This is a genomic window from Allofournierella sp. (assembly GCF_048388525.1).
Lineage (GTDB): Bacteria > Bacillota > Clostridia > Oscillospirales > Ruminococcaceae > BQOK01.
Genome location: NZ_DBGCTQ010000111.1, coordinates 23,308 through 41,194 on the forward strand (window position 1 = coordinate 23,308; position 17,887 = coordinate 41,194).

20 protein-coding genes are annotated in these 17,887 nt (G+C 51.8%); 16 read left to right on the forward strand and 4 right to left on the reverse strand.

Annotated features, from left to right (window positions below; translation table 11 throughout):
* The first annotated feature begins 16 nt into the window (after positions 1 to 16).
* From ACMLHZ_RS13530 to ACMLHZ_RS13565, 8 genes are read left to right on the forward strand one after another with little or no spacing between them, the layout of a single operon-like run.
* Complete coding sequence (locus ACMLHZ_RS13530; protein WP_418668204.1) at positions 17 to 1,141, forward strand: glycosyltransferase family 4 protein; 1,125 nt, start codon at positions 17 to 19, stop codon at positions 1,139 to 1,141.
* 11 nt (positions 1,142 to 1,152) lie between these two features.
* A complete protein-coding gene (locus ACMLHZ_RS13535; protein ID WP_418668205.1) occupies positions 1,153 to 2,040 on the forward strand; it encodes a glycosyltransferase family 2 protein in 888 nt (295 codons plus the stop codon).
* Positions 2,041 to 2,058: 18 nt separating this feature from the next.
* Positions 2,059 to 2,823: a glycosyltransferase family 32 protein gene (locus tag ACMLHZ_RS13540; RefSeq protein WP_418668206.1), complete on the forward strand. Its 765-nt coding sequence runs from the start codon at positions 2,059 to 2,061 to the stop codon at positions 2,821 to 2,823.
* On the forward strand, positions 2,807 to 3,370 hold the full coding sequence (locus tag ACMLHZ_RS13545; protein WP_418668207.1) for an acyltransferase: 564 nt from the start codon (positions 2,807 to 2,809) through the stop codon (positions 3,368 to 3,370). Before ACMLHZ_RS13540 ends, ACMLHZ_RS13545 begins: the two co-directional genes overlap by 17 nt.
* Before the next feature lie 8 nt (positions 3,371 to 3,378).
* A complete protein-coding gene (locus ACMLHZ_RS13550) occupies positions 3,379 to 4,383 on the forward strand; it encodes a glycosyltransferase family 2 protein (protein WP_418668208.1) in 1,005 nt (334 codons plus the stop codon).
* Positions 4,384 to 4,411: 28 nt separating this feature from the next.
* Positions 4,412 to 5,224 (forward strand): hypothetical protein, encoded by an 813-nt coding sequence (locus tag ACMLHZ_RS13555; protein WP_418668209.1) that lies wholly within the window; start codon positions 4,412 to 4,414, stop codon positions 5,222 to 5,224.
* A 24-nt stretch (positions 5,225 to 5,248) separates the two neighbouring features.
* Positions 5,249 to 6,787 (forward strand): lipopolysaccharide biosynthesis protein, encoded by a 1,539-nt coding sequence (locus tag ACMLHZ_RS13560; RefSeq protein WP_418668210.1) that lies wholly within the window; start codon positions 5,249 to 5,251, stop codon positions 6,785 to 6,787.
* Positions 6,787 to 7,857 (forward strand): glycosyltransferase family 10 domain-containing protein, encoded by a 1,071-nt coding sequence (locus ACMLHZ_RS13565; protein WP_418668211.1) that lies wholly within the window; start codon positions 6,787 to 6,789, stop codon positions 7,855 to 7,857. Before ACMLHZ_RS13560 ends, ACMLHZ_RS13565 begins: the two co-directional genes overlap by 1 nt.
* A gap of 143 nt (positions 7,858 to 8,000) precedes the next feature.
* On the opposite strand, the gene ACMLHZ_RS13570 is transcribed toward ACMLHZ_RS13565, so the two are convergent.
* The 3 genes from ACMLHZ_RS13570 to ACMLHZ_RS13580 form a co-directional block, all read right to left on the reverse strand.
* Complete coding sequence (locus ACMLHZ_RS13570) at positions 8,001 to 8,237, reverse strand: hypothetical protein (RefSeq protein ID WP_418668212.1); 237 nt, start codon at positions 8,235 to 8,237, stop codon at positions 8,001 to 8,003.
* Positions 8,222 to 8,494 (reverse strand): hypothetical protein, encoded by a 273-nt coding sequence (locus ACMLHZ_RS13575; RefSeq protein WP_418668213.1) that lies wholly within the window; start codon positions 8,492 to 8,494, stop codon positions 8,222 to 8,224. Before ACMLHZ_RS13575 ends, ACMLHZ_RS13570 begins: the two co-directional genes overlap by 16 nt.
* Positions 8,495 to 8,716: 222 nt before the next feature.
* Positions 8,717 to 9,502, reverse strand: coding sequence for a hypothetical protein (locus ACMLHZ_RS13580; RefSeq protein WP_418668214.1), 786 nt, complete (start codon positions 9,500 to 9,502; stop codon positions 8,717 to 8,719).
* 315 nt (positions 9,503 to 9,817) lie between these two features.
* On the opposite strand from ACMLHZ_RS13580, the gene ACMLHZ_RS13585 reads away from it, so the two are divergent.
* From ACMLHZ_RS13585 to malQ, 5 genes are all read left to right on the forward strand, one after another.
* Positions 9,818 to 10,819 carry a LacI family DNA-binding transcriptional regulator gene (locus ACMLHZ_RS13585; RefSeq protein ID WP_418668215.1) on the forward strand — a complete coding sequence of 334 codons (1,002 nt, stop codon included), beginning with the start codon at positions 9,818 to 9,820 and terminating at the stop codon, positions 10,817 to 10,819.
* 85 nt (positions 10,820 to 10,904) lie between these two features.
* Positions 10,905 to 12,242, forward strand: coding sequence for an ABC transporter substrate-binding protein (locus ACMLHZ_RS13590; RefSeq protein WP_418668216.1), 1,338 nt, complete (start codon positions 10,905 to 10,907; stop codon positions 12,240 to 12,242).
* Positions 12,243 to 12,329: 87 nt separating this feature from the next.
* Positions 12,330 to 13,181 carry a carbohydrate ABC transporter permease gene (locus tag ACMLHZ_RS13595; RefSeq protein ID WP_418668217.1) on the forward strand — a complete coding sequence of 284 codons (852 nt, stop codon included), beginning with the start codon at positions 12,330 to 12,332 and terminating at the stop codon, positions 13,179 to 13,181.
* Positions 13,178 to 14,020, forward strand: a complete 843-nt coding sequence (locus ACMLHZ_RS13600) for a carbohydrate ABC transporter permease (protein ID WP_418668218.1) — start codon at positions 13,178 to 13,180, stop codon at positions 14,018 to 14,020. Before ACMLHZ_RS13595 ends, ACMLHZ_RS13600 begins: the two co-directional genes overlap by 4 nt.
* Positions 14,017 to 15,510: a 4-alpha-glucanotransferase gene (malQ, locus tag ACMLHZ_RS13605; RefSeq protein WP_418668219.1), complete on the forward strand. Its 1,494-nt coding sequence runs from the start codon at positions 14,017 to 14,019 to the stop codon at positions 15,508 to 15,510. The genes ACMLHZ_RS13600 and malQ overlap by 4 nt, the downstream gene beginning before the upstream one ends.
* A 144-nt stretch (positions 15,511 to 15,654) precedes the next feature.
* Here malQ and ACMLHZ_RS13610 read toward each other — a convergent pair whose 3' ends face one another.
* A complete protein-coding gene (locus ACMLHZ_RS13610; protein ID WP_418668220.1) occupies positions 15,655 to 15,819 on the reverse strand; it encodes a hypothetical protein in 165 nt (54 codons plus the stop codon).
* A gap of 226 nt (positions 15,820 to 16,045) precedes the next feature.
* Between ACMLHZ_RS13610 and ACMLHZ_RS13615 the strand changes: the two genes are divergently transcribed.
* Genes ACMLHZ_RS13615 through ACMLHZ_RS13625 form a run of 3 tightly spaced genes read left to right on the forward strand, consistent with a single transcriptional unit; the run spans position 16,046 to position 17,802 of the window.
* A complete protein-coding gene (locus ACMLHZ_RS13615) occupies positions 16,046 to 16,783 on the forward strand; it encodes a lysophospholipid acyltransferase family protein (RefSeq protein WP_418668221.1) in 738 nt (245 codons plus the stop codon).
* A gap of 6 nt (positions 16,784 to 16,789) precedes the next feature.
* Positions 16,790 to 17,608: a hypothetical protein gene (locus ACMLHZ_RS13620; protein ID WP_418668222.1), complete on the forward strand. Its 819-nt coding sequence runs from the start codon at positions 16,790 to 16,792 to the stop codon at positions 17,606 to 17,608.
* Positions 17,605 to 17,802, forward strand: a complete 198-nt coding sequence (locus ACMLHZ_RS13625) for a hypothetical protein (RefSeq protein ID WP_418668223.1) — start codon at positions 17,605 to 17,607, stop codon at positions 17,800 to 17,802. The genes ACMLHZ_RS13620 and ACMLHZ_RS13625 overlap by 4 nt, the downstream gene beginning before the upstream one ends.
* Positions 17,803 to 17,887 lie beyond the last annotated feature (85 nt).

The following is a 17,887-nucleotide window of genomic DNA, read 5'->3' on the forward strand; positions in this document are numbered from 1 at the left end:
AAAAGGTTGTGAGAGTTTGCGAATTGCAATGATTGGTCACAAGCGAGTGCCAGGCAGAGAAGGCGGCGTTGAAGTTGTAGTGGAGGAATTGGCTGTACGCTTGGCGGCGCAAGGGCATCAGGTGGACCTTTATAACCGTGCAGTTAAGGGTAGACCGCGGATAAAAGATTATAAAGGGTGTCGTGTTCTAACGATTCCGACGATTAATCGTAAAAGTTTAGACGCAGTTGTTTATTCATTCTTTGCATCCATCCGGGCGCTGTTTGGCCATTATGATGTGATTCATTACCACGCTCTTGGACCAAGTGTGATGTTGATGATCCCGCATTTATTCAGACGCCGCACTATAGTAACAGTACATGGATTGAACTACAAAACACCAAAGTGGAAGGGATTTGGAAGCTGGTATATTAAGCAAGGTGAAAAAATAGCGGCGAGGTATGCAGACGAAATTACGGTGCTAAATCGTTCGGAACAAAGGTACTTCGCTGAGACTTATCACCGTGATGTTCATCTGATTCCGAATGGGGTTTCGTTGCGGCCGATCCGGGCTGCAGACAAGCTTAAAAAGCAGTTTGGCCTTCAAAAGGGCGAATATATTTTATTCCTTTCTCGCATTGTTCCGGGCAAAGGGCTGGAATATTTGGTGGACGCCTATCAGCAGCTACAAATTACGACACCGAAATTGGTGATTGCGGGGACAAGCGTACATGTGCCGGGGTTTTACCAGATGGTCCAGGAAAAGGCGAAAGGAAATGAAAATATCGTGTTCACGGGATTTATAGAGGGAGCATTGCTGGATGAAGTGTATTCCAACGCCAGACTGTTTGTGTTCCCCAGTGAAGCGGAAGGAATGCCCATGTGCCTGTTGGAAGCGATGAGCTATAATTGCCCGTGTTTGGCCAGCGATATACCGGAGAATAGAGAAGTGCTTGGGAGCCTAGGAAGCTATTTTAAAGCTGGCGATACAACTTCGCTGATGCAGGCGCTAAAAAGGGAGATGGAAGCAGCCCAGCCATGTGAGACGCGAAAAACAATAAATGAAAATTTTAATTGGGAAAAAATTGCTGAGAAATATTGCAAAGTATACAGGGAGCAAAGTGACCATAATACCCAATCACTAAAAAAAGGAAATCTATAAGGAACCCGCCCATGGAAACAGTTACGATCCTTACCCCGACTTACAATCGTGCCCATTTACTTCCTAAACTATATGATTCTTTATGCGCACAAACAAGTAAAGATTTTTGCTGGATAGTTGTGGACGACGGGAGCATAGATGACACACCGCGGTTGATAAAAAAAATTGCAGCAACGGCGCCCTTTAAAGTTATTGGTATCTCGAAAAAAAATGGCGGTAAGCATACAGCGGTTAATTTAGGCGTGAAAAAAATTGAAACGCCCTTGACGTTTATTGTGGATAGCGATGATAGGCTGACCTGCGAGGCGGTGTCTTTGATTTGCAGCTGCCACCAAAAGTATAAAAACAATAAAACGATTTCCGGATACTGTTTTCTGAAAGGAAGTGCAGAGGGCAGCATTTTAGATGGACATTTTGCGGAGAAAGAATCGATTGGAAACTATATTGATGATCGCTTGAATAAAAACATGTGGGGAGATAAAGCAGAAGTTTATTATACGCACATTTTACAAAAATTCCCCTTCCCGGAATATCAGGGAGAAAAGTTTATCAGTGAAGATATTGTGTGGATCCAAATCGCTTTGAAATATAATATCGTTCAAGTGGATCAACAGATATACATTTGCGATTATTTGGAAGATGGACTGACCCAAAATGGCCGCAAAATGAAAATGAGCTCACCTCGGGGAGGAAAGGCACGTGCAGAACTTTTGATGGCGCCGCGCTGCTCAAAAAGGCTTCGCTTAAAAGGAGCGCTTTTATACAGCGTATATTCCAGGATTTTAGGGGAGCCATTTAAGATGGTGGTCAAAAGCTCCCCGTGTAAAGTGTTTTCGGCTCTCACCTATCCTATGGCATTGTACTTAAAGAATAGATGGGAAAAAGAAGTTGGACTGTAAGAGCGAAGGAAAGGTTTTATGATTCCACATATTATTCATTTGTTCTGGTTCGGACCAAATCCAAAACCTAAAATTGTGCAGAGATGCATCGATTCATGGAAAAAGCACTTGCCGGGCTACCGGATAATTGAATGGAGCGAAGAAAATTTCGATGTAAACATGACCCCGTTCACCAAACAGGCGTACGAGGCAGGGCAATACGCATTTGTGAGCGATTATGCCAGACTATATGTTTTGGAAAGAGACGGGGGAATCTATCTGGATGCAGACGAAGAGATTTTAAAAGACATAACTCCTTTGCTGCAAGGCCATAAATTGATTGCTGGGTTTGAACATTCTGAGAGCGTAATGGTGGGAGTGTTGGGATGCGAAGCACACCACCCCTTGATTCAGGAATTCATGCGATATTATGAAACAACTGAATTTAAAGACCAGAACGAAAATGTTTTAGCAGAACCTAATCCGCGCATTTTTACGAGGCTGCTCAAAAGCCGAGGCCTGCGCTTGGAAGATCGGAAACAAATATTGCCGGAGCAAATTTGTATTTACCCCACAGAAACCTTTTGCGCGAAAAGCGTCAATCTTCAATATTGCATTACGGAAAACACATATGGAGTACAACATTATTCTGGAAGTTGGATGCCTTGGGCCCAAAAACTGAAGTGGAAAATCCGCAATGGGGTTTCGCATGTGTTAGGGCCCAATATTTATGAAAAGTTGATGAAGCGTTATGAAAGGATAAAAAACAAGGGGAAGGAAAAGCGAGATGGGTATAAAAGATAGGATGCGTTACTATCTCGAACGGCTTAGAGGTGAAGTTCCCACGAAGAAGCTGGAGAAATTGGGCCTGAAAGTGGGAAAGAATTTTTGCCGGATGGGAGAGTGCATTATCGACCCGGGGCACAGTGTACATATCACGATCGGAGATGACGTAACTTTTGCGCCGCGAGTTCATATTTTAGCGCATGATGCATCCATGCACCGTGCGCTGGGGTATACACTGATTCAGAATGTTACGATCGGCAATCGGGTATTTATCGGGGCGGGAAGTATAGTTCTACCGGGGGTAACAATAGGGGATGATGTAATCGTAGGCGCGGGATCCGTAGTGACAAAAAACATTCCGGCCGGCGAGATTTGGGTAGGTAACCCCGCAAAGTATATTGGAAGCACAAAAGCGTTTTATGATAAGCACACACAAATGCTCGGAGATGCAATTGTACCAAAGTTTGGGGAGGAGTACACGCTGCGAGCCGGAAAGATGAGTGAAAACGAACTGAAAAAGCTGCATGATAAAGTTGATCATGCAGGGAGAGGTTATATCGTTTAAAAGAATTTATGAATTGTAGAGTTAGTATTATTGTGCCGGTATACAATGCGGAGATGTATTTAACTGAATGTCTTAAATCGTTACAAAAGCAAACCTATTCAGAGCTGGAGATTCTTTTAATTGATGATAGCAGTACGGATGGAAGCTGGTCGCTTATGAATTCTTTTGCGAAGAAAGATAATAGAATTTGCTGCTTAAAAAATCAAAATGGCAAAGGGGTTTCGGGGGCGAGAAATACTGGCCTTACACATGCAAAAGGAAAATATGTAGTTTTTTTAGATAGCGATGATACTGTGAATATATCTGCGGTGGAAACACTAGTGAAGATAAGTCTCGCATCGGATTGTACTTTTGTTTTTTCAAATGCTGGCAAGAAAGAAACGGCAGAAGTTTTTGAATTCCCTGTAGATTATAAAAGGTTTATTGAAGAAGTGGTTTTGGATGGCTTGATTTTTAATCTTCACGGAAAATTATTTAAGACTTGGGTTTTACAAAGCGAGCATGTTCTTTTTGATGAGGAATTGGATTATGGTGAAGACTTTTTATTCGTATCGAGGTATATGGAAAGCTGCTTAAAATACGAATTAAAAGGAGCTATTATTCCTCAACATCTTTACTTTTATAATACAGAAGTTTCCAATAGTCTGAGTAAAAGGCTAACGGCTTCAAAGATAAGTTCATTTGATAAAGTAAAAGAAAATTTGTTGAGAATAACAAACTGGAACACACGACCACACGATAGATTGTTTTATTATGTTGTAGACAATGTTTTGAACGATTATTTTTCTCTGAACTTATTTATCTTCAAGGCGGAGGGAGTAAGGAGCGAAAAGAAAGGACTTTTTTATAGGCTGAAGAATTCAAGAGCATATCAAAATGTTTCTTCTTGCGCCTTCAACAGTTCTTTGCCCATGTTGAAAAAAGCAATTTGTAGATTGCCGTGTTTCGAATTGTGGAATATTGTTTTCTTTTCACAAAAGGTTTTTGCTGTGTTAAAAAGCACAAGAATTTAGAAATAAAGAAAAAGGGAGAGGTTACCTGATGGACCCTCGGTGCACAGTTTTGGTATCCAGTTGTGATGACTATAAAGATATCTGGAACGTTTTTTTTACCTTGTTTAAAAAATTTTGGCCAGATTGCCCTTATCCTATTGTGTTGAACACCGAGGCAACCGATTATAGTTGCGAGGGATTAGATATCACTATTTTTCATTTTGATAAAAATGCAGCGTGGGGGAAAAGATTAAAAAATGCCCTCAAAAAAATAAATTCTCCCTATGTAATTATGTTGCTAGATGACTTCTTTTTTGATTGTAGAGTGGATCAAAAGCAGATTGATCAATGTATAAGATGGATGGAGCACGATAGAAATATTGTCAACTTTTCATTTCAACCGGATTACTATGTAAATATTGCAGACGATCTTTTTGAAGGGTATGAATTGCGTAAAAGCACTTGTCCCTTTCTTGTAAATTGTCAGGCAGGTATATGGAATAGAAAACAGCTAATAGACCTGGTTAAAAGCCATGAGGATCCTTGGCAATTTGAAGTGTTTGGAACAATTCGCGCGCGTGGCTACAAACGAAAAAAAAGATTTTATGTTGCGACAGGGAAAAAGGGCAGGGTGTTTACATATCCCATAGGAGGAGGGATCCACAGAGGGCAGTGGACAAAAGATATGCCAGCCCTTTTAAGTAAACATGCGATAACCGAAATAGATTATTCTCGCCGGGGATTTATTACAGAAGCAATATTGCCTGACCCCGAGATAAAAGATCCGATCAACCCATCTTGGTTTAAACGCTCCCATAGTTTAAAACGTTATATTAAGAACTGGCGCTCATATTTGCGCTAAGTTTAACTGTTTGAGGCTTATTTCATGAAAAAACGGGCAAGTATCAGTTTGATCGCAAACCTTGTTTCATGCGTAATTACACTAGGGATTAACTTTATTTTAACTCCTTATTATACTCGCGTTTTAGGAGATGAAGCATACGGGTATGTGGGTTTAGCCAATAGTTTTATCACCTATGCAAGCATCGTGACGATTGCTTTCAACGCCATGGCTCAGCGCTTTGTAACAGTGAGCTACCACCAGAAAAAATACAAGGAAATGAATACTTATTTTTGGTCAGTCTTCATTTCTGATGTGCTCCTTTCGGCAGTAATAGTTTTGCTTGGAGTGGGGTTTGCCTTCAATTTAGAACATTTTTTTTCTGTGCCGGAAAGGCTTCTTATAGACGTTAAATGGACATTTTTTATTGCTATTTTAAATTTTGCATTATCTACAGCTTTATCCGTATATTCAATTGCCTATTTCACGCGTGAGAGAGTGGAAATTGCTGGCGTATTAACAATCGCGGCAAATTTTGGAAAACTGGCTGCATTAATTCCGCTGCTGTATTTTTTTGTTCCGAAAATTAGTTATATTGCAATTGGCGGGCTGGTGTATAATGCAGTTTTATACATTGGCTATCTGACAATTACAAAAAAGTTGTTACCGGAAGTTCATTTTCAAAGGGAATATGTTCAAAAAAAAGCAGTCTTCACCATGCTGAAATATGGCATATGGTCTTCTTTAACAAGAGTGAGCGGCATATTGCTAAACGGTTTGGATTTGTTGATTGCCAAAATAGCGATAAGTGGAAGCGCAATGGGCATTTTGTCTGTATCTAAGGTACTAATTCAAGCTTTTGATGCGATTTATGCAGCGATTGCCAGCGTTTTCCATCCTCGATTAACAAGGCTATATGCAGAAAATAATATTTCGGATCTTATTTTAACGAGCAAACGCTTTTCCCGGTATATTACACTGTTGCTTGCGGTTCCCAGTGCTGGAATAATTGCATATGGCGATTTTTTCTATAGATTATGGATGCCTTATCGCCCAGAAGCCGAGATTTATCTTTTATATCAGCTCACAGCGTTACGTTTGATCGCTTCGATCGCGAATTTTATGGTGGAAGGAATTTTGCCGCTGCCTAATATTTATGCCCATGTAAAAGTTCCTACGATTATTAGTTTAGCAAATGGAGCATTTACAGTTTCAACGATTTTTTTGTGCTTGAAAGTTACAAATTGGGGAATCTATGCGTTGGCTGGAATAGGTTCATTGTTTGGAATCGTTACTTCATTGGTGGTGCAACCAATTTATGTTGCACATGTGATGAATCTGAACAAAGTCATTTTCATTCCTATGTTGATAAAAAATCTTTCTATTATATTAGGGATTGTTGCGTTGTTTTTGGGGATGCGATATGTAATTCCGGCGCCAAAAGGCTGGATGGATTTTTTGATTTTAATCTTTGCAGCGAGTGTTTTGGGATATAGTGCAGAAGCGTTGCTAGGAACTACAAAGGACGAGCGGAAAAAAGGATGCGAAGCTCTTAGAAATTTCATAAGGAAAAAGAAAAAGTAATGAAAAAAGCAATAAAAATAAAACTGGTTGGATTTTGGCCGGGGTTTGATTGGGAAAAGAGTGTATTTGGGGAAATATTACAAAGACATTACGACGTGCGGTTTTGTGAAGATCCAGATTATGTTTTTTGCTCTTTTAATACGTATCCGTTTGAATTTGTGAATTTTGACTGTGTGAGGATTGGACTTTCATGGGATACATTTTCTCCCAATTTTAATCAATTCGATTATTTTATGTCGCATGATCAAATTATGTTTGAGGATCGAGCATTATGGCTTCCTTGTTTTTGGGACTATCCAGAATATATTTTTATGGCAGAAAACAAGCATAAGGATATTGATAAAAAAATCGTAAAAAACAAAGATGTATTTTGCGATTTAATTTATAGACATGGGAAAGACGATTATGGATATCGAAAAAAAGCCTTTGATATATTCAACCAATATAAACCGGTTGTGGCGGGAGGACTTTTTTTGAACAATATGCCTCATGGGGAGGTGGTTACCCACGGTCGAGAACAAACAAAACTGAAACTACAGCAAAGAAGTAAGTTCAGCCTTGCAATTGAAAGTATCAGTCATGCAGGATACATCAGCGAAAAAATAGTTCATCCATTTGCGGCACGGTCAATTCCTATTTATTGCGGGCACCCAAAAACGGCGCAAATTTTAAATCCAAAGGCTTATATAAATTGTGCTGATTACGATTATAATTGGGAACGCATTTTGAAGCGGGTTATAGAACTAGACCAAAATGAAGATGAATACTTGTCTATGCTAGAACAACCAGCTTTTGCAGATCCGTGTTATGCCACACATTCTTACCAAGAACTGGAAAGATTTTTGACGAAAATCTTTGATCAGCCACCAGAAAATTCATATAGACGACTACGCGATGTGCCTGGACACAAGTATACATATTGTCCGTCTATGGAAGAAAGCTGGTTAAAAGAATATAATGCTTTATGTCGCACACACGCGCCATTTCACGAGTTTTATAAGCGGGGATGGCTTAAGGGGTATTTGGCTTTGATGGACCGTTTTAATATTTACCGACAGCGTAAAAAATAAAAAGATATTTCTGTCATCCGTGAGAAAACGGTATAAAAGAAGCAAGCCGCAAATCAGGCTTCGAAGCAGACGAGTGATTTTCTGGCAGAGAAAAGTAAAAAAGCCCCTCACAGCGCAAAGCGGTGAGGGGCTTTCGTTTGGACTCAGATAACAGCGTCATCCAGCAGAAAATCTATAATGCCAATATTCAAAACGCCGCTTTCATCGTACCAGCGTTTATGGATGTCATGCCGGACGATCACTTTTGGAAAGGAATCTCCGGTCAGGGCAAACGGCTTGTTTTCCGTTATGACTTTTTCTTCGGTGTTCAGTGCGTAGGCCGACTGAATGTAAATTTTTTTGCCGCCGGCATTTGCAATGAAGTCTATCTCCCGTGCCACCTGAGAGATCTTGTCCTGATCGTTTTTTCATTGCTGAACACAATGCCAATGTCGACCACGCACTCGCGGATGATCAGCTCATTGTAAATGATGTTTTTCATGATATGTGTCATTTCCTGCTGACGAAAGCCGATCCGCGCGTTGCGCAGCCCGATGTCTTCACAGTAATACTTGTTGGGATAATCAAAATAGCTCTTTCCCTTGACATCCCAGCGCTTGCATTCGGCGAATAAAAAAGCGTCTGCCAGATAATCCATATACAACCTTACGGTGTTCAGCGCAACGACGTTTTCACCGGCGCGTTTCTGCTTGGTGTTGATGGTACTGGCAACCCTTGTGGGATTGGTGATTGAAAACTTACTGCGATTATTGGGCTACTTTTCAATAGATGTTATACACTAAGCAATGATCGAAAACAAGTGAATTATTAAGAGTTGCTTAAGGATTGTTCCTCTGTTTAACGATATAACAAACAAGGGTTACTCTTCCAGATCCTTCTCCCGCTTTTCGGCGAACTGCTTTTCCAGATCGAAGGTTTTGTCCATCACGGGGTAGGCGATCATTTCGGTAATGAGGACCATGAGCGCGAAGCCGAAGAGGGCACACCAGAGCAGCGAGATGGGCAAAAACAGGATCACGGCCACCCAGTAGACCGTTTGCACCAGCGCCATGAGCAGCGCGCGGGGCGCGTTGCCCAGGCCGAAGAACAGGCTGTTTTTCAACAGGCCCGCAAAGGGCATGTCCATAAGCACCAGCTGGCCGAACAGAAAGGGGAAGCACATGCCGGTGAGCGCGATGTTCAGCCCCAGAAGGCCCGCGCTGACCACGCTGACGCCGGCGCCGGTGGCCAGCACGAACATTGCCGTGAAGATCTGGCTGGAAACAAGGATGCCCAGCAGCGCGCCGGGCACAAGGCTTGCCTTCCAGTTGCTCTTGAACGCGCGCTTGTAGGTGTGCCACCAGAAGCCCGGCTCGTCGCGCAAAGCGCGCAGCACCGTGTCGTGCAGGCCTGCGTAGCAGGGGCCTGCCAGCATGCCGCCCAACAGCCCCGCCAGCACCGTGATGGGCAGGTTGTGCGCCATCACCCCGAAGCCCACGAAAAACGCCCCGGGCGCAAAGCCCAGCGCGCACAGAACATTCGCCTTGAACAGGCTGCCCATATCGCGCCCGAGCACCTCGAAAAAGCGGCCCGCGCCCTTTTTTCGGGGCGCGTTTTTGGGCACGCCCGGCCCCGGCCGGTCAAAGTTGCGATTGAAAAATCCCATGATCTTCTCCCCTGCGGCGAACGCCCGGCGCCCGCGCGCATCTTTCTTGTATTCTTTTATTTATGATACAACGCCCGCCCCGTTTTTTCAACCAAAAGGGCGAAAGGGTAACGAATGATTTACAACTTTTCCAGTTTCTGTGTGCAGATTGCACTATTTTTTGAGGGAACGCTTTCGCAAACTGATGAAAATGGTTCCAGGCCCTTGTAAAATCAAAAAGGCGGGCATATAATGAGTTTGTCGGAAACGTTTCCGGCAACGTTTTTTCAGAACGATTCAAGAGCGGGAAGTAAGCGGCGGAAGCGGGGCGAGGGTGTGACCATCAAGGATATCGCAAAAGAGAGCGGTTACGCCATCAGCACCGTGTCCCGGGCGCTGAACAACCACCCGGACGTGAGCGAGGAGGCCAAGCGCCGCATCAGCGAGATCGTGGCGGAGCGGGGCTTTGTGCCGAATTCCAACGCGCGGCAGCTCAAGCGCCAGCAGGCAAAGTGCATCGCCTTTATTGTAAAGGGCACCACCAATATGTTCTTCAGCGATATGCTGGTGGAGCTGCAGCGCAGGGTGAGCGAGGCCGGCTACGACGGCGTGGTGCAGTATCTGGCCGAGGGCGACGACGAGGTGGCCCTGGCCCAGCAGCTGTGCCGGGAGCTGAAACCCAAAGGGCTGATCTTTTTGGGGGGCGACAGCCGCAACTTCGCCAGCGGGTTTTCCGAGGTGAAGGTGCCCAGCGTGCTGGCCACCACCGTGAGCGGGGAGCTGCAGTTCGACAACCTTTCCATGGTGGGGGTGGACGACCGCGCAGCGGGCCGGCGGGCCATTGATTATTTGATGGAGAACGGCCACCGCCGCATTGCTGTGATCGGCGGCGACCCCGAGGACTCGAGCCCCGGCCGCATGCGGCTTGCAGGCTGCAAGGAGAGCTTTGAGGCGCACGGCCTTGCCTTTGACGAGGCGATGTTTTTGCCCGCCTGTTTCAGCTGGGACGAGGGCTACGCCGCGATGAAGCGCTTTTTGGACGGCGGGGGCGAGGCCACCGCGGTGTTCGCCATGAGCGACGTGCAGGCCGTGGGTGCGATCCGGGCCATTTTGGACGGCGGCCGCACGGTGCCCGGCGATATTTCGGTGCTGGGGTTCGACGGCACCCCGGTGGCCCGGTTTTACAACCCCACCCTGGCCACCCTGCGGCAGCCCGCCGCCGAGATCGCCAAGACCAGCGTGAAGCTGGTGCTGGGATGCATTGAGCGGCAGCGCCCGGCCAGGACCGTGCTGCTGGAGGCCGAGCTTTTGCCCGGCGGGTCGGTGCGTGCCCTGTGAACATTTTTGGTAACCAAAGCGGACCGTCCGCTTTTGATTAAAACCGCCCCCGCAAGGGGGCAAAAGCAAAAAGGAGACACACAATATGAAAAAGGCACTTGCACTCGTGCTTGCTGCAGCCATGGCTTTGAGCTTTGTGGCCTGCGGCGGCGGCACCTCTTCCACCCCCGCCAGTACCCCGGGAAGCACCCCGGCTTCCGGCACCTCCACCCCTGCGGCGGCCGGCAAGGTCTATTACCTGAACTTCAAGCCCGAGCAGGACGAGGCCTGGCAGGCCCTGGCCAAAGTGTACACTGAGAAGACCGGCGTGCCCGTGACCGTGGTGACCGCGGCTTCCGGCAACTACGAGACCACCCTGATGGCCGAGATGGGCAAGACCGACGCGCCCACCCTGTTCCAGGTGAACGGCCCCGTGGGCCTGGCCAACTGGAAGGACTACTGCTATGACCTGAGCGGTTCGCAGGTGTACGGCGAGCTGACCAACGAAGGGTTTGCCCTGAAGGACGGCAGCGCCGTGGCCGGCATCGGCTACGTGATCGAGTCGTACGGCATCATTGCCAACAAGACCCTGCTGGCAAAGGCCGGCTACACCCTGGACGATATCAAGAGCTTTGACGACCTGAAGAAGGTGGCCGAGGACATCCAGGCCCGCAAGGACGAGCTGGGCGTAAAGGGCGCGTTCTCCAGCGCGGGCATGGACGGCTCCTCCGACTGGCGCTTCAAGACCCATCTGGCCAACCTGCCCATCTACTTTGAGTACCAGGCCGACGGCATCAACGCCACCGAGGCCATCAAGGGCACCTACCTGGACAACTACAAGAACATCTGGGATCTGTACATCAACAACTCCACCTGCAAGCCCAGCGAGCTGAGCGCCAAGACCGGCGACGACAGCCGCAACGAGTTTTTGGCGGGCGAGGCCGTGTTCTTCCAGAACGGTTCCTGGGAGTACGGCAACCTGACCGGTGAGGGCAAGTTCACCGACGACGACCTGGCCATGATCCCCGTGTACATCGGCGTGGGCGACGAGGCCAACCAGGGCCTGTGCACCGGCACCGAGAACTACTGGTGCGTGAACAAGGAAGCCGCTCCCGAAGACGTGCAGGCTACCCTGGACTTCATGTACTGGTGTGTGAGCAGCGCCGAGGGCACCAAGGCCATGGCGGAAGACATGGGCTTCGTGATCCCCTTCAAGGGCGCGCAGGCCTCGCCCAACCTGTTTGTGAAGCAGGACGCCGAGATGACCGCCGCAGGCAAGACCCCGGTATCCTGGAACTTCACCACCATGCCCTCTGAGGAATGGAAAAACGGCGTGGGCAGCGCCCTGACCGCGTATGCCGCCGGCACCGGCGACTGGAACGGCGTTGTGACCGCGTTTGTGGACGGCTGGGCCACTGAGTATCAGATGGCCAACGCCGGCTAAACAGCAGCATTGAACGAAGAAGGGGGGAGCAGCCATTTGCTCCCCCCTTTCTATCAAAAGGGACAAAAAGGAGGTATCGCGGGCGGCATGGAAAAAACGCTGAGAAAGTATTTCCCCCTGTTCGTTCTCCCCACGCTGGCGGCGTTCATCATCGGCTTTATCCTGCCCTTCGGCCAGGGCATTTATCTCTCATTCTGCAAGTTCACCACCGTGAACAATGCCAAGTGGACGGGCTTTTCGAACTATATCACCGCATTCCAGGACGCGACCTTTGCCCACGCGTTCTGGTTCACCATCGCCTTTGCGGTGGTGGCGACCCTGCTGATCAACCTGCTGGCCTTTATGGTGGCGCTGGTGCTGACCCGGGGGATCAAGGGCACGAACGTGTTCCGCACGATCTTTTTTATGCCCAACCTGATCGGCGGTATTGTGCTGGGCTACATCTGGCAGATCCTGATCAACTGCGTGCTGTCGCTGGTGGGCAAGCCCCTGCTGGCGCTGAATACCCCGGCGGGCTACTGGGGCCTGATCATTCTGATGGCCTGGCAGCAGGTGGGCTACATGATGATCATTTACATCGCCGGGCTGCAGAATGTTTCGCCCGACCTGCTGGAGGCCGCGCAGATCGACGGCGCAAACTCCTGGCAGAGCCTTTTGAAGGTGAAGCTGCCCATGGTGATGCCCTCGATCACCATCTGCCTGTTTTTGTCGGTCACAAACTCGTTCAAGCTGTTCGACCAGAACCTGTCGCTGACCGCGGGCGAGCCGAACCACGCCTCGGAGATGCTGGCGCTGAACATCTACAACACCTTCTACGGCCGCTCGGGGCCCCAGTGGAAGGGCATTGGGCAGGCCAAGGCCGTGATCTTTTTCATTGTGGTGGTGGCCATTGCGCTGGTGCAGCTTAAGGCCACCCGTTCCCGGGAGGTGCAGCAATGAGCAACGTAAAACAGAAAAACGGCACCCTGTGGACCGCGCTGTTCACCCTGCTCTCGGTGCTGTACGTCTACCCCATTCTGATGATCCTGCTGAACTCGTTCAAGGTGGAGACGGCGATCACCACCTCGGGCGCATTCACCCTGCCCACGGCGGCCACCTTTGCGGGCTTTACCAACTATGTGAACGCGCTGATGGCCAAGGGCTTTTTGCAGAGCTTCGGCTACTCGCTGTTCATCACCGTGAGCTCGGTGGCGCTGATTTTGCTGTGCTGTTCGATGTGCGCGTGGTACATCACCCGGGTCAACTCGCCCCTGTCGAAAGCCATGTACTACCTGTGTGTGTTCAGCATGGTGGTGCCCTTCCAGATGGTGATGTTCACCCTGTCGCAGATCTCGGACCAGATGAAATTCAACACCCCCTGGAACATCTGCGTGATCTACCTGGGCTTCGGCGCGGGGCTGGCGGTGTTCATGTTCTGCGGGTTCGTGAAGAGCATCCCGCTGGAGATCGAGGAGGCCGCCACCATCGACGGCTGCAACCCGGTGCAGACCTACGGGCACATCGTGTTCCCGATCTTGAAGCCCACCATGATCTCGGTGGCGATTTTGCAGGCCATGTGGGTGTGGAACGACTACCTGCTGCCCACCCTGGTGCTGGACATCAAAAAATACCGCACCATCCCCATGCTGATCCAGTATTTCCGCGGCAGCTATGGCCGGGTGGAGATGGGCCCCATGATGGCCTGCATCATGCTGACCGTGCTGCCCATCATCGTGTTCTACCTGGCCTGCCAGAAGTATATCATTGAGGGCGTCGTGGCCGGCGCGGTAAAGGGATGAGAGCCGCAGGCATTTTGCTGCCCCTCTCGAGCCTGGCGGGGCCCCACGGGATTGGGACCATGGGGGCGGAGGCCCGCCGCTTTGTGGATTTTTTGCAGGCGGCGGGGCAGACCTACTGGCAGATGCTGCCCATCGGGCCCACCGGCTACGGCGACAGCCCGTACCAGAGCTTTTCGGCCTTTGCGGCAAACCCCTATTTCATCGACCCGGACCTGCTTGCCGCCGAGGGCCTGCTGACGCGGCAGGAGATCGAGGCCTGCCACTGGGGCGCCGACCCCGGACGGGTGGACTACGGCGCGCTGTATGCCGGGCGGCATACCCTTCTGCGGGCCGCGGCCCGCAGGCTGGACCCGGCGGACCCGGGCTTTGCGGCATTCTGCGCGGAGAACACCGCCTGGCTGGCGGACTACGCCCTGTTCATGGCCCTGAAGGAGGAGAACCGCCAAACGGCCTGGTTTGATTGGCCCGACCCGGTGCGGCTGCGCCAGCCCATGGCGCTGGAGCTGGCCGCCCACCGGCTGGAGGGGCGGGTGCACTACTGGAAGGCGGTGCAGTACCTGTTCAGCCGCCAGTGGGCGGACCTGAAGGGCTACGCCAACGGGCGGGGGGTGCAGATCATCGGGGATATCCCGATCTACGTTTCACCGGATTCCAGCGACCTGTGGGCCAGCCCCGAGCTGTTCCAGGCGGACAAGAACGGCAGGCTGACCCAGGTGGCGGGCTGCCCGCCCGACGCCTTTGCGGCGGATGGCCAGCTGTGGGGCAACCCCCTGTACGACTGGGATTACCACCACGCCACAGGCTACGAGTGGTGGGGGCAGCGCCTGGCGCACGCCTGCACCGTGTACGACGTGGTGCGCATCGACCACTTCCGGGGCTTCGAGAGCTATTACGCCATCCCGGCGGGGGAGGCCACGGCCAAAAACGGGGTGTGGCGCAAGGGCCCGGGGGCCGACTTTGTGAGCGCCATCCACAAAAAGCTGCCCGCCGCCCGCATCATTGCCGAGGATCTGGGCTACCTGACCGCCGAGGTGAAAGCGCTGCTGGAAGCCAGCGGCTACCCGGGCATGAAGGTGCTGCAATTCGCCTTTGATTCCCGCGAGGGGGGGGATTACATGCCCCACAACTACGTGCGCAACTCGGTGGCCTACACCGGCACCCACGACAACACCACCACCGCGGCCTGGCAGGACCAGGCGGCCCCGGAGGACGTGGCTCTGGCGCGGCGCTACATGGCCTGCCCGGAGGGGGACCTGACCGGGGCGTTCATCCGCACGGCGCTGGCCTGCGTGAGCGACACGGCGATCATCCCCCTGCAGGACTGGCTGGGCCTGGGGGCCGAGGCGCGCATGAACGTGCCCAGCCAGCCCCAGGGCAACTGGCAGTGGCGGGTGCTGCCCGGCGCGCTGACCCCGGAGCTTGCGGGGCATATCCGGGAGCTGACCGGGCTATACGGCCGCCTGCCCGGCGAAAGGGCACAAACACAATAAGAAAAGAACAGCGCCCCGGCAACAGCCGGGGCGCTGCTGCTATTCGGGCCAGCAGGCAAACAGCAGCTGCACGGCAAACCGCACGCCGGCCTGGAACTTTTCCTGCGCGGTCAGCGCCAGCAGGTCGGCCTGGTTTTGGCGGTACTACCCGAAGATCTCGGCCTGCTCCGGCGCGAGGCCGGGCAGCAGACGGGCGGCCTCTTTTTCGGAATAGCGCTGGGAATCCTGGATGGCGCGCCAACGCACGTCGGCGGCGGAAGCCCCCGCATAGCCGAACGTTTCGTGCAGATCGTTCCAAAATTCATTCAAAGTTATCACCTCCCGGGGCTATTTTAGCACACGAATCTACAAAATGGTGAATTTAGGACAAATAGTCCTAAAAGTTGTTTACAAGCGAGAAAACAACAGACTCATGCGGAAGAACTGCGCCCTCCAAATCGTTCCAGAGGCCGGGTTTTTAGGGGATGTTCTTTTTCTTTTCACAAATCCGTGTTACAATAAAGGCTATATTGCGGAGCTGTGAGGAGTTGGATACATGCGCACCATTGTTTGGTTTATCTATTTCTGGGGCTTTTTGCTGGTGAAATGGCCCAAAATGAGCAAGGGGCTGAGGGCCCTGGAGGCGGGAGACTGGGAGACCGCCGACCGCCTGGCGGCCCGGTATGTGCCCCAGTGGGCCAACCGCCTGTTGAAGCTGGCGGGCGTGACCGTGACCGTGGAGGGGAAGGAGAACATCCCCGCCGGGCGGGCCTGCGTGTTCGCGGCCAACCACCGCAGCTATTACGACATCCCCCTGATGCTGACCCAGCTGGACGCGCCCCATGGCCTGGTGGCCAAAAAGGAGATCGCGGGCCTGCCGCTGGTGCGGGGCTGGATGCGCCTTTTGCACTGCGTGTTTCTGGACCGGGAGGACCCCCGCAAGGCCATGGCCGCGCTGAACGAGGCCATTGAAAACCTGAAAAAGGGGTATTCGATCTCCATTTTCCCCGAGGGCACCCGCAACAAGGGCGAGGAGGGCACCCTGCAGGAGTTCAAGGGCGGCGCGTTCCGCATTGCCACGAAGGCAAAGGCGCCCGTGGTGCCGGTGGCCATTACCGGCAGCCGCGATATCATGGAAAACAACCACATGTGGATGCACCCGGCCCACGTGACCATCCGCATCCTGCCCCCCATTGAAACCGAGGGCCTGACCCGCGAGGAGATCAAAGCCCTGCCCGAACGCACTGCCGAGGCGATCCGGCAGAATCTTTTACCCCAGCAGCAAGGAGGCTGACCATTCATGCCCAGCGCCCGCTATACCCTGAACATCAAGCCCGAGGACCTGCAGCCGGACGTTCCCCGGGAGCTCACAAAAAAAGAAAAGCTCGCCAACTGGTGGCACTACCACTGGAAATGGGTGGCGCTTGCGCTGATCGCCCTGGGGATGGTGGGCCTGACCCTGAAGGATATTTTCGGCCAGCCGAAACCCGACTACCGGCTGGCGGTGGTGACCCGGTACAACATTGCCGAGGAAGCCACCGACCAGCTGAGCGCTGCGCTGAGCGCCTACGGGCAGGACCTGAACGGCGACGGCCGGGTGCTGGTGCAGGTGGACACCTATACCATTGACTTTACCGGATACGCCGAGCCCAGCGAGAGCGAGGGGGCCAACGAGCCGGCCTCCGGCGCGGCGCAGGACGCCGCGGACGTGGGGGCGGCCATGAACGACGTGGCCTCGAATTACGAGCAGGTGGCCAGCCTGACCCGGCTGACCGCCGACATCCAGGACAACCAGACCCTCATCTTTTTGCTGGACGACCCGGCGGGCTTCCAGGAGGTGGGGGGCGTGCTGGCCAGCCGCGAGGGAGCGGCGGCCCCCGACCCAAAGAGCCTGGAGGGCGTGGATTTGTTCCTGTGGGAGGACTGCCCGGCCCTGACGGGCCTGGAGCTGGGCGAGTACACCGACATGCTGGGCCAGAACGCAGCGCCCAGCGAGACCCTGTTCCAGGGCCTGACCCTGGCACGCCGGGGCTTTGCCGAGGGCAAGGAGCTGAAAAAATACGGCCCCGAGAACGAGGCGTTTTTCGAGGCACTGATCGAGGGGGCCAAAGCACAGTGAAGCGGCCGGCCTGGCTGAACCGCCTGCTGCACCGGACCCGCGGCGCCGAAAATGCCGCGCGGCCCCTGGCCGCGCAGCTGGATAACCCCTATACCCCCGCTTTCGGCGCACCCCGCTGCTTTGAGGAGCTGGTGAGGCAGCAGGAAAAAGCGCCCCCGCCGCACGGCGGGGGCGGCAGGCAAACGCACAAGTAAGCACCCCGCGGGCCCTTTGGGGAGGGTGGGGCGAAAGATCACAAAGAACAGGACCGGCGCGTTCCAAGCAGCGCCGGTCCTGTTC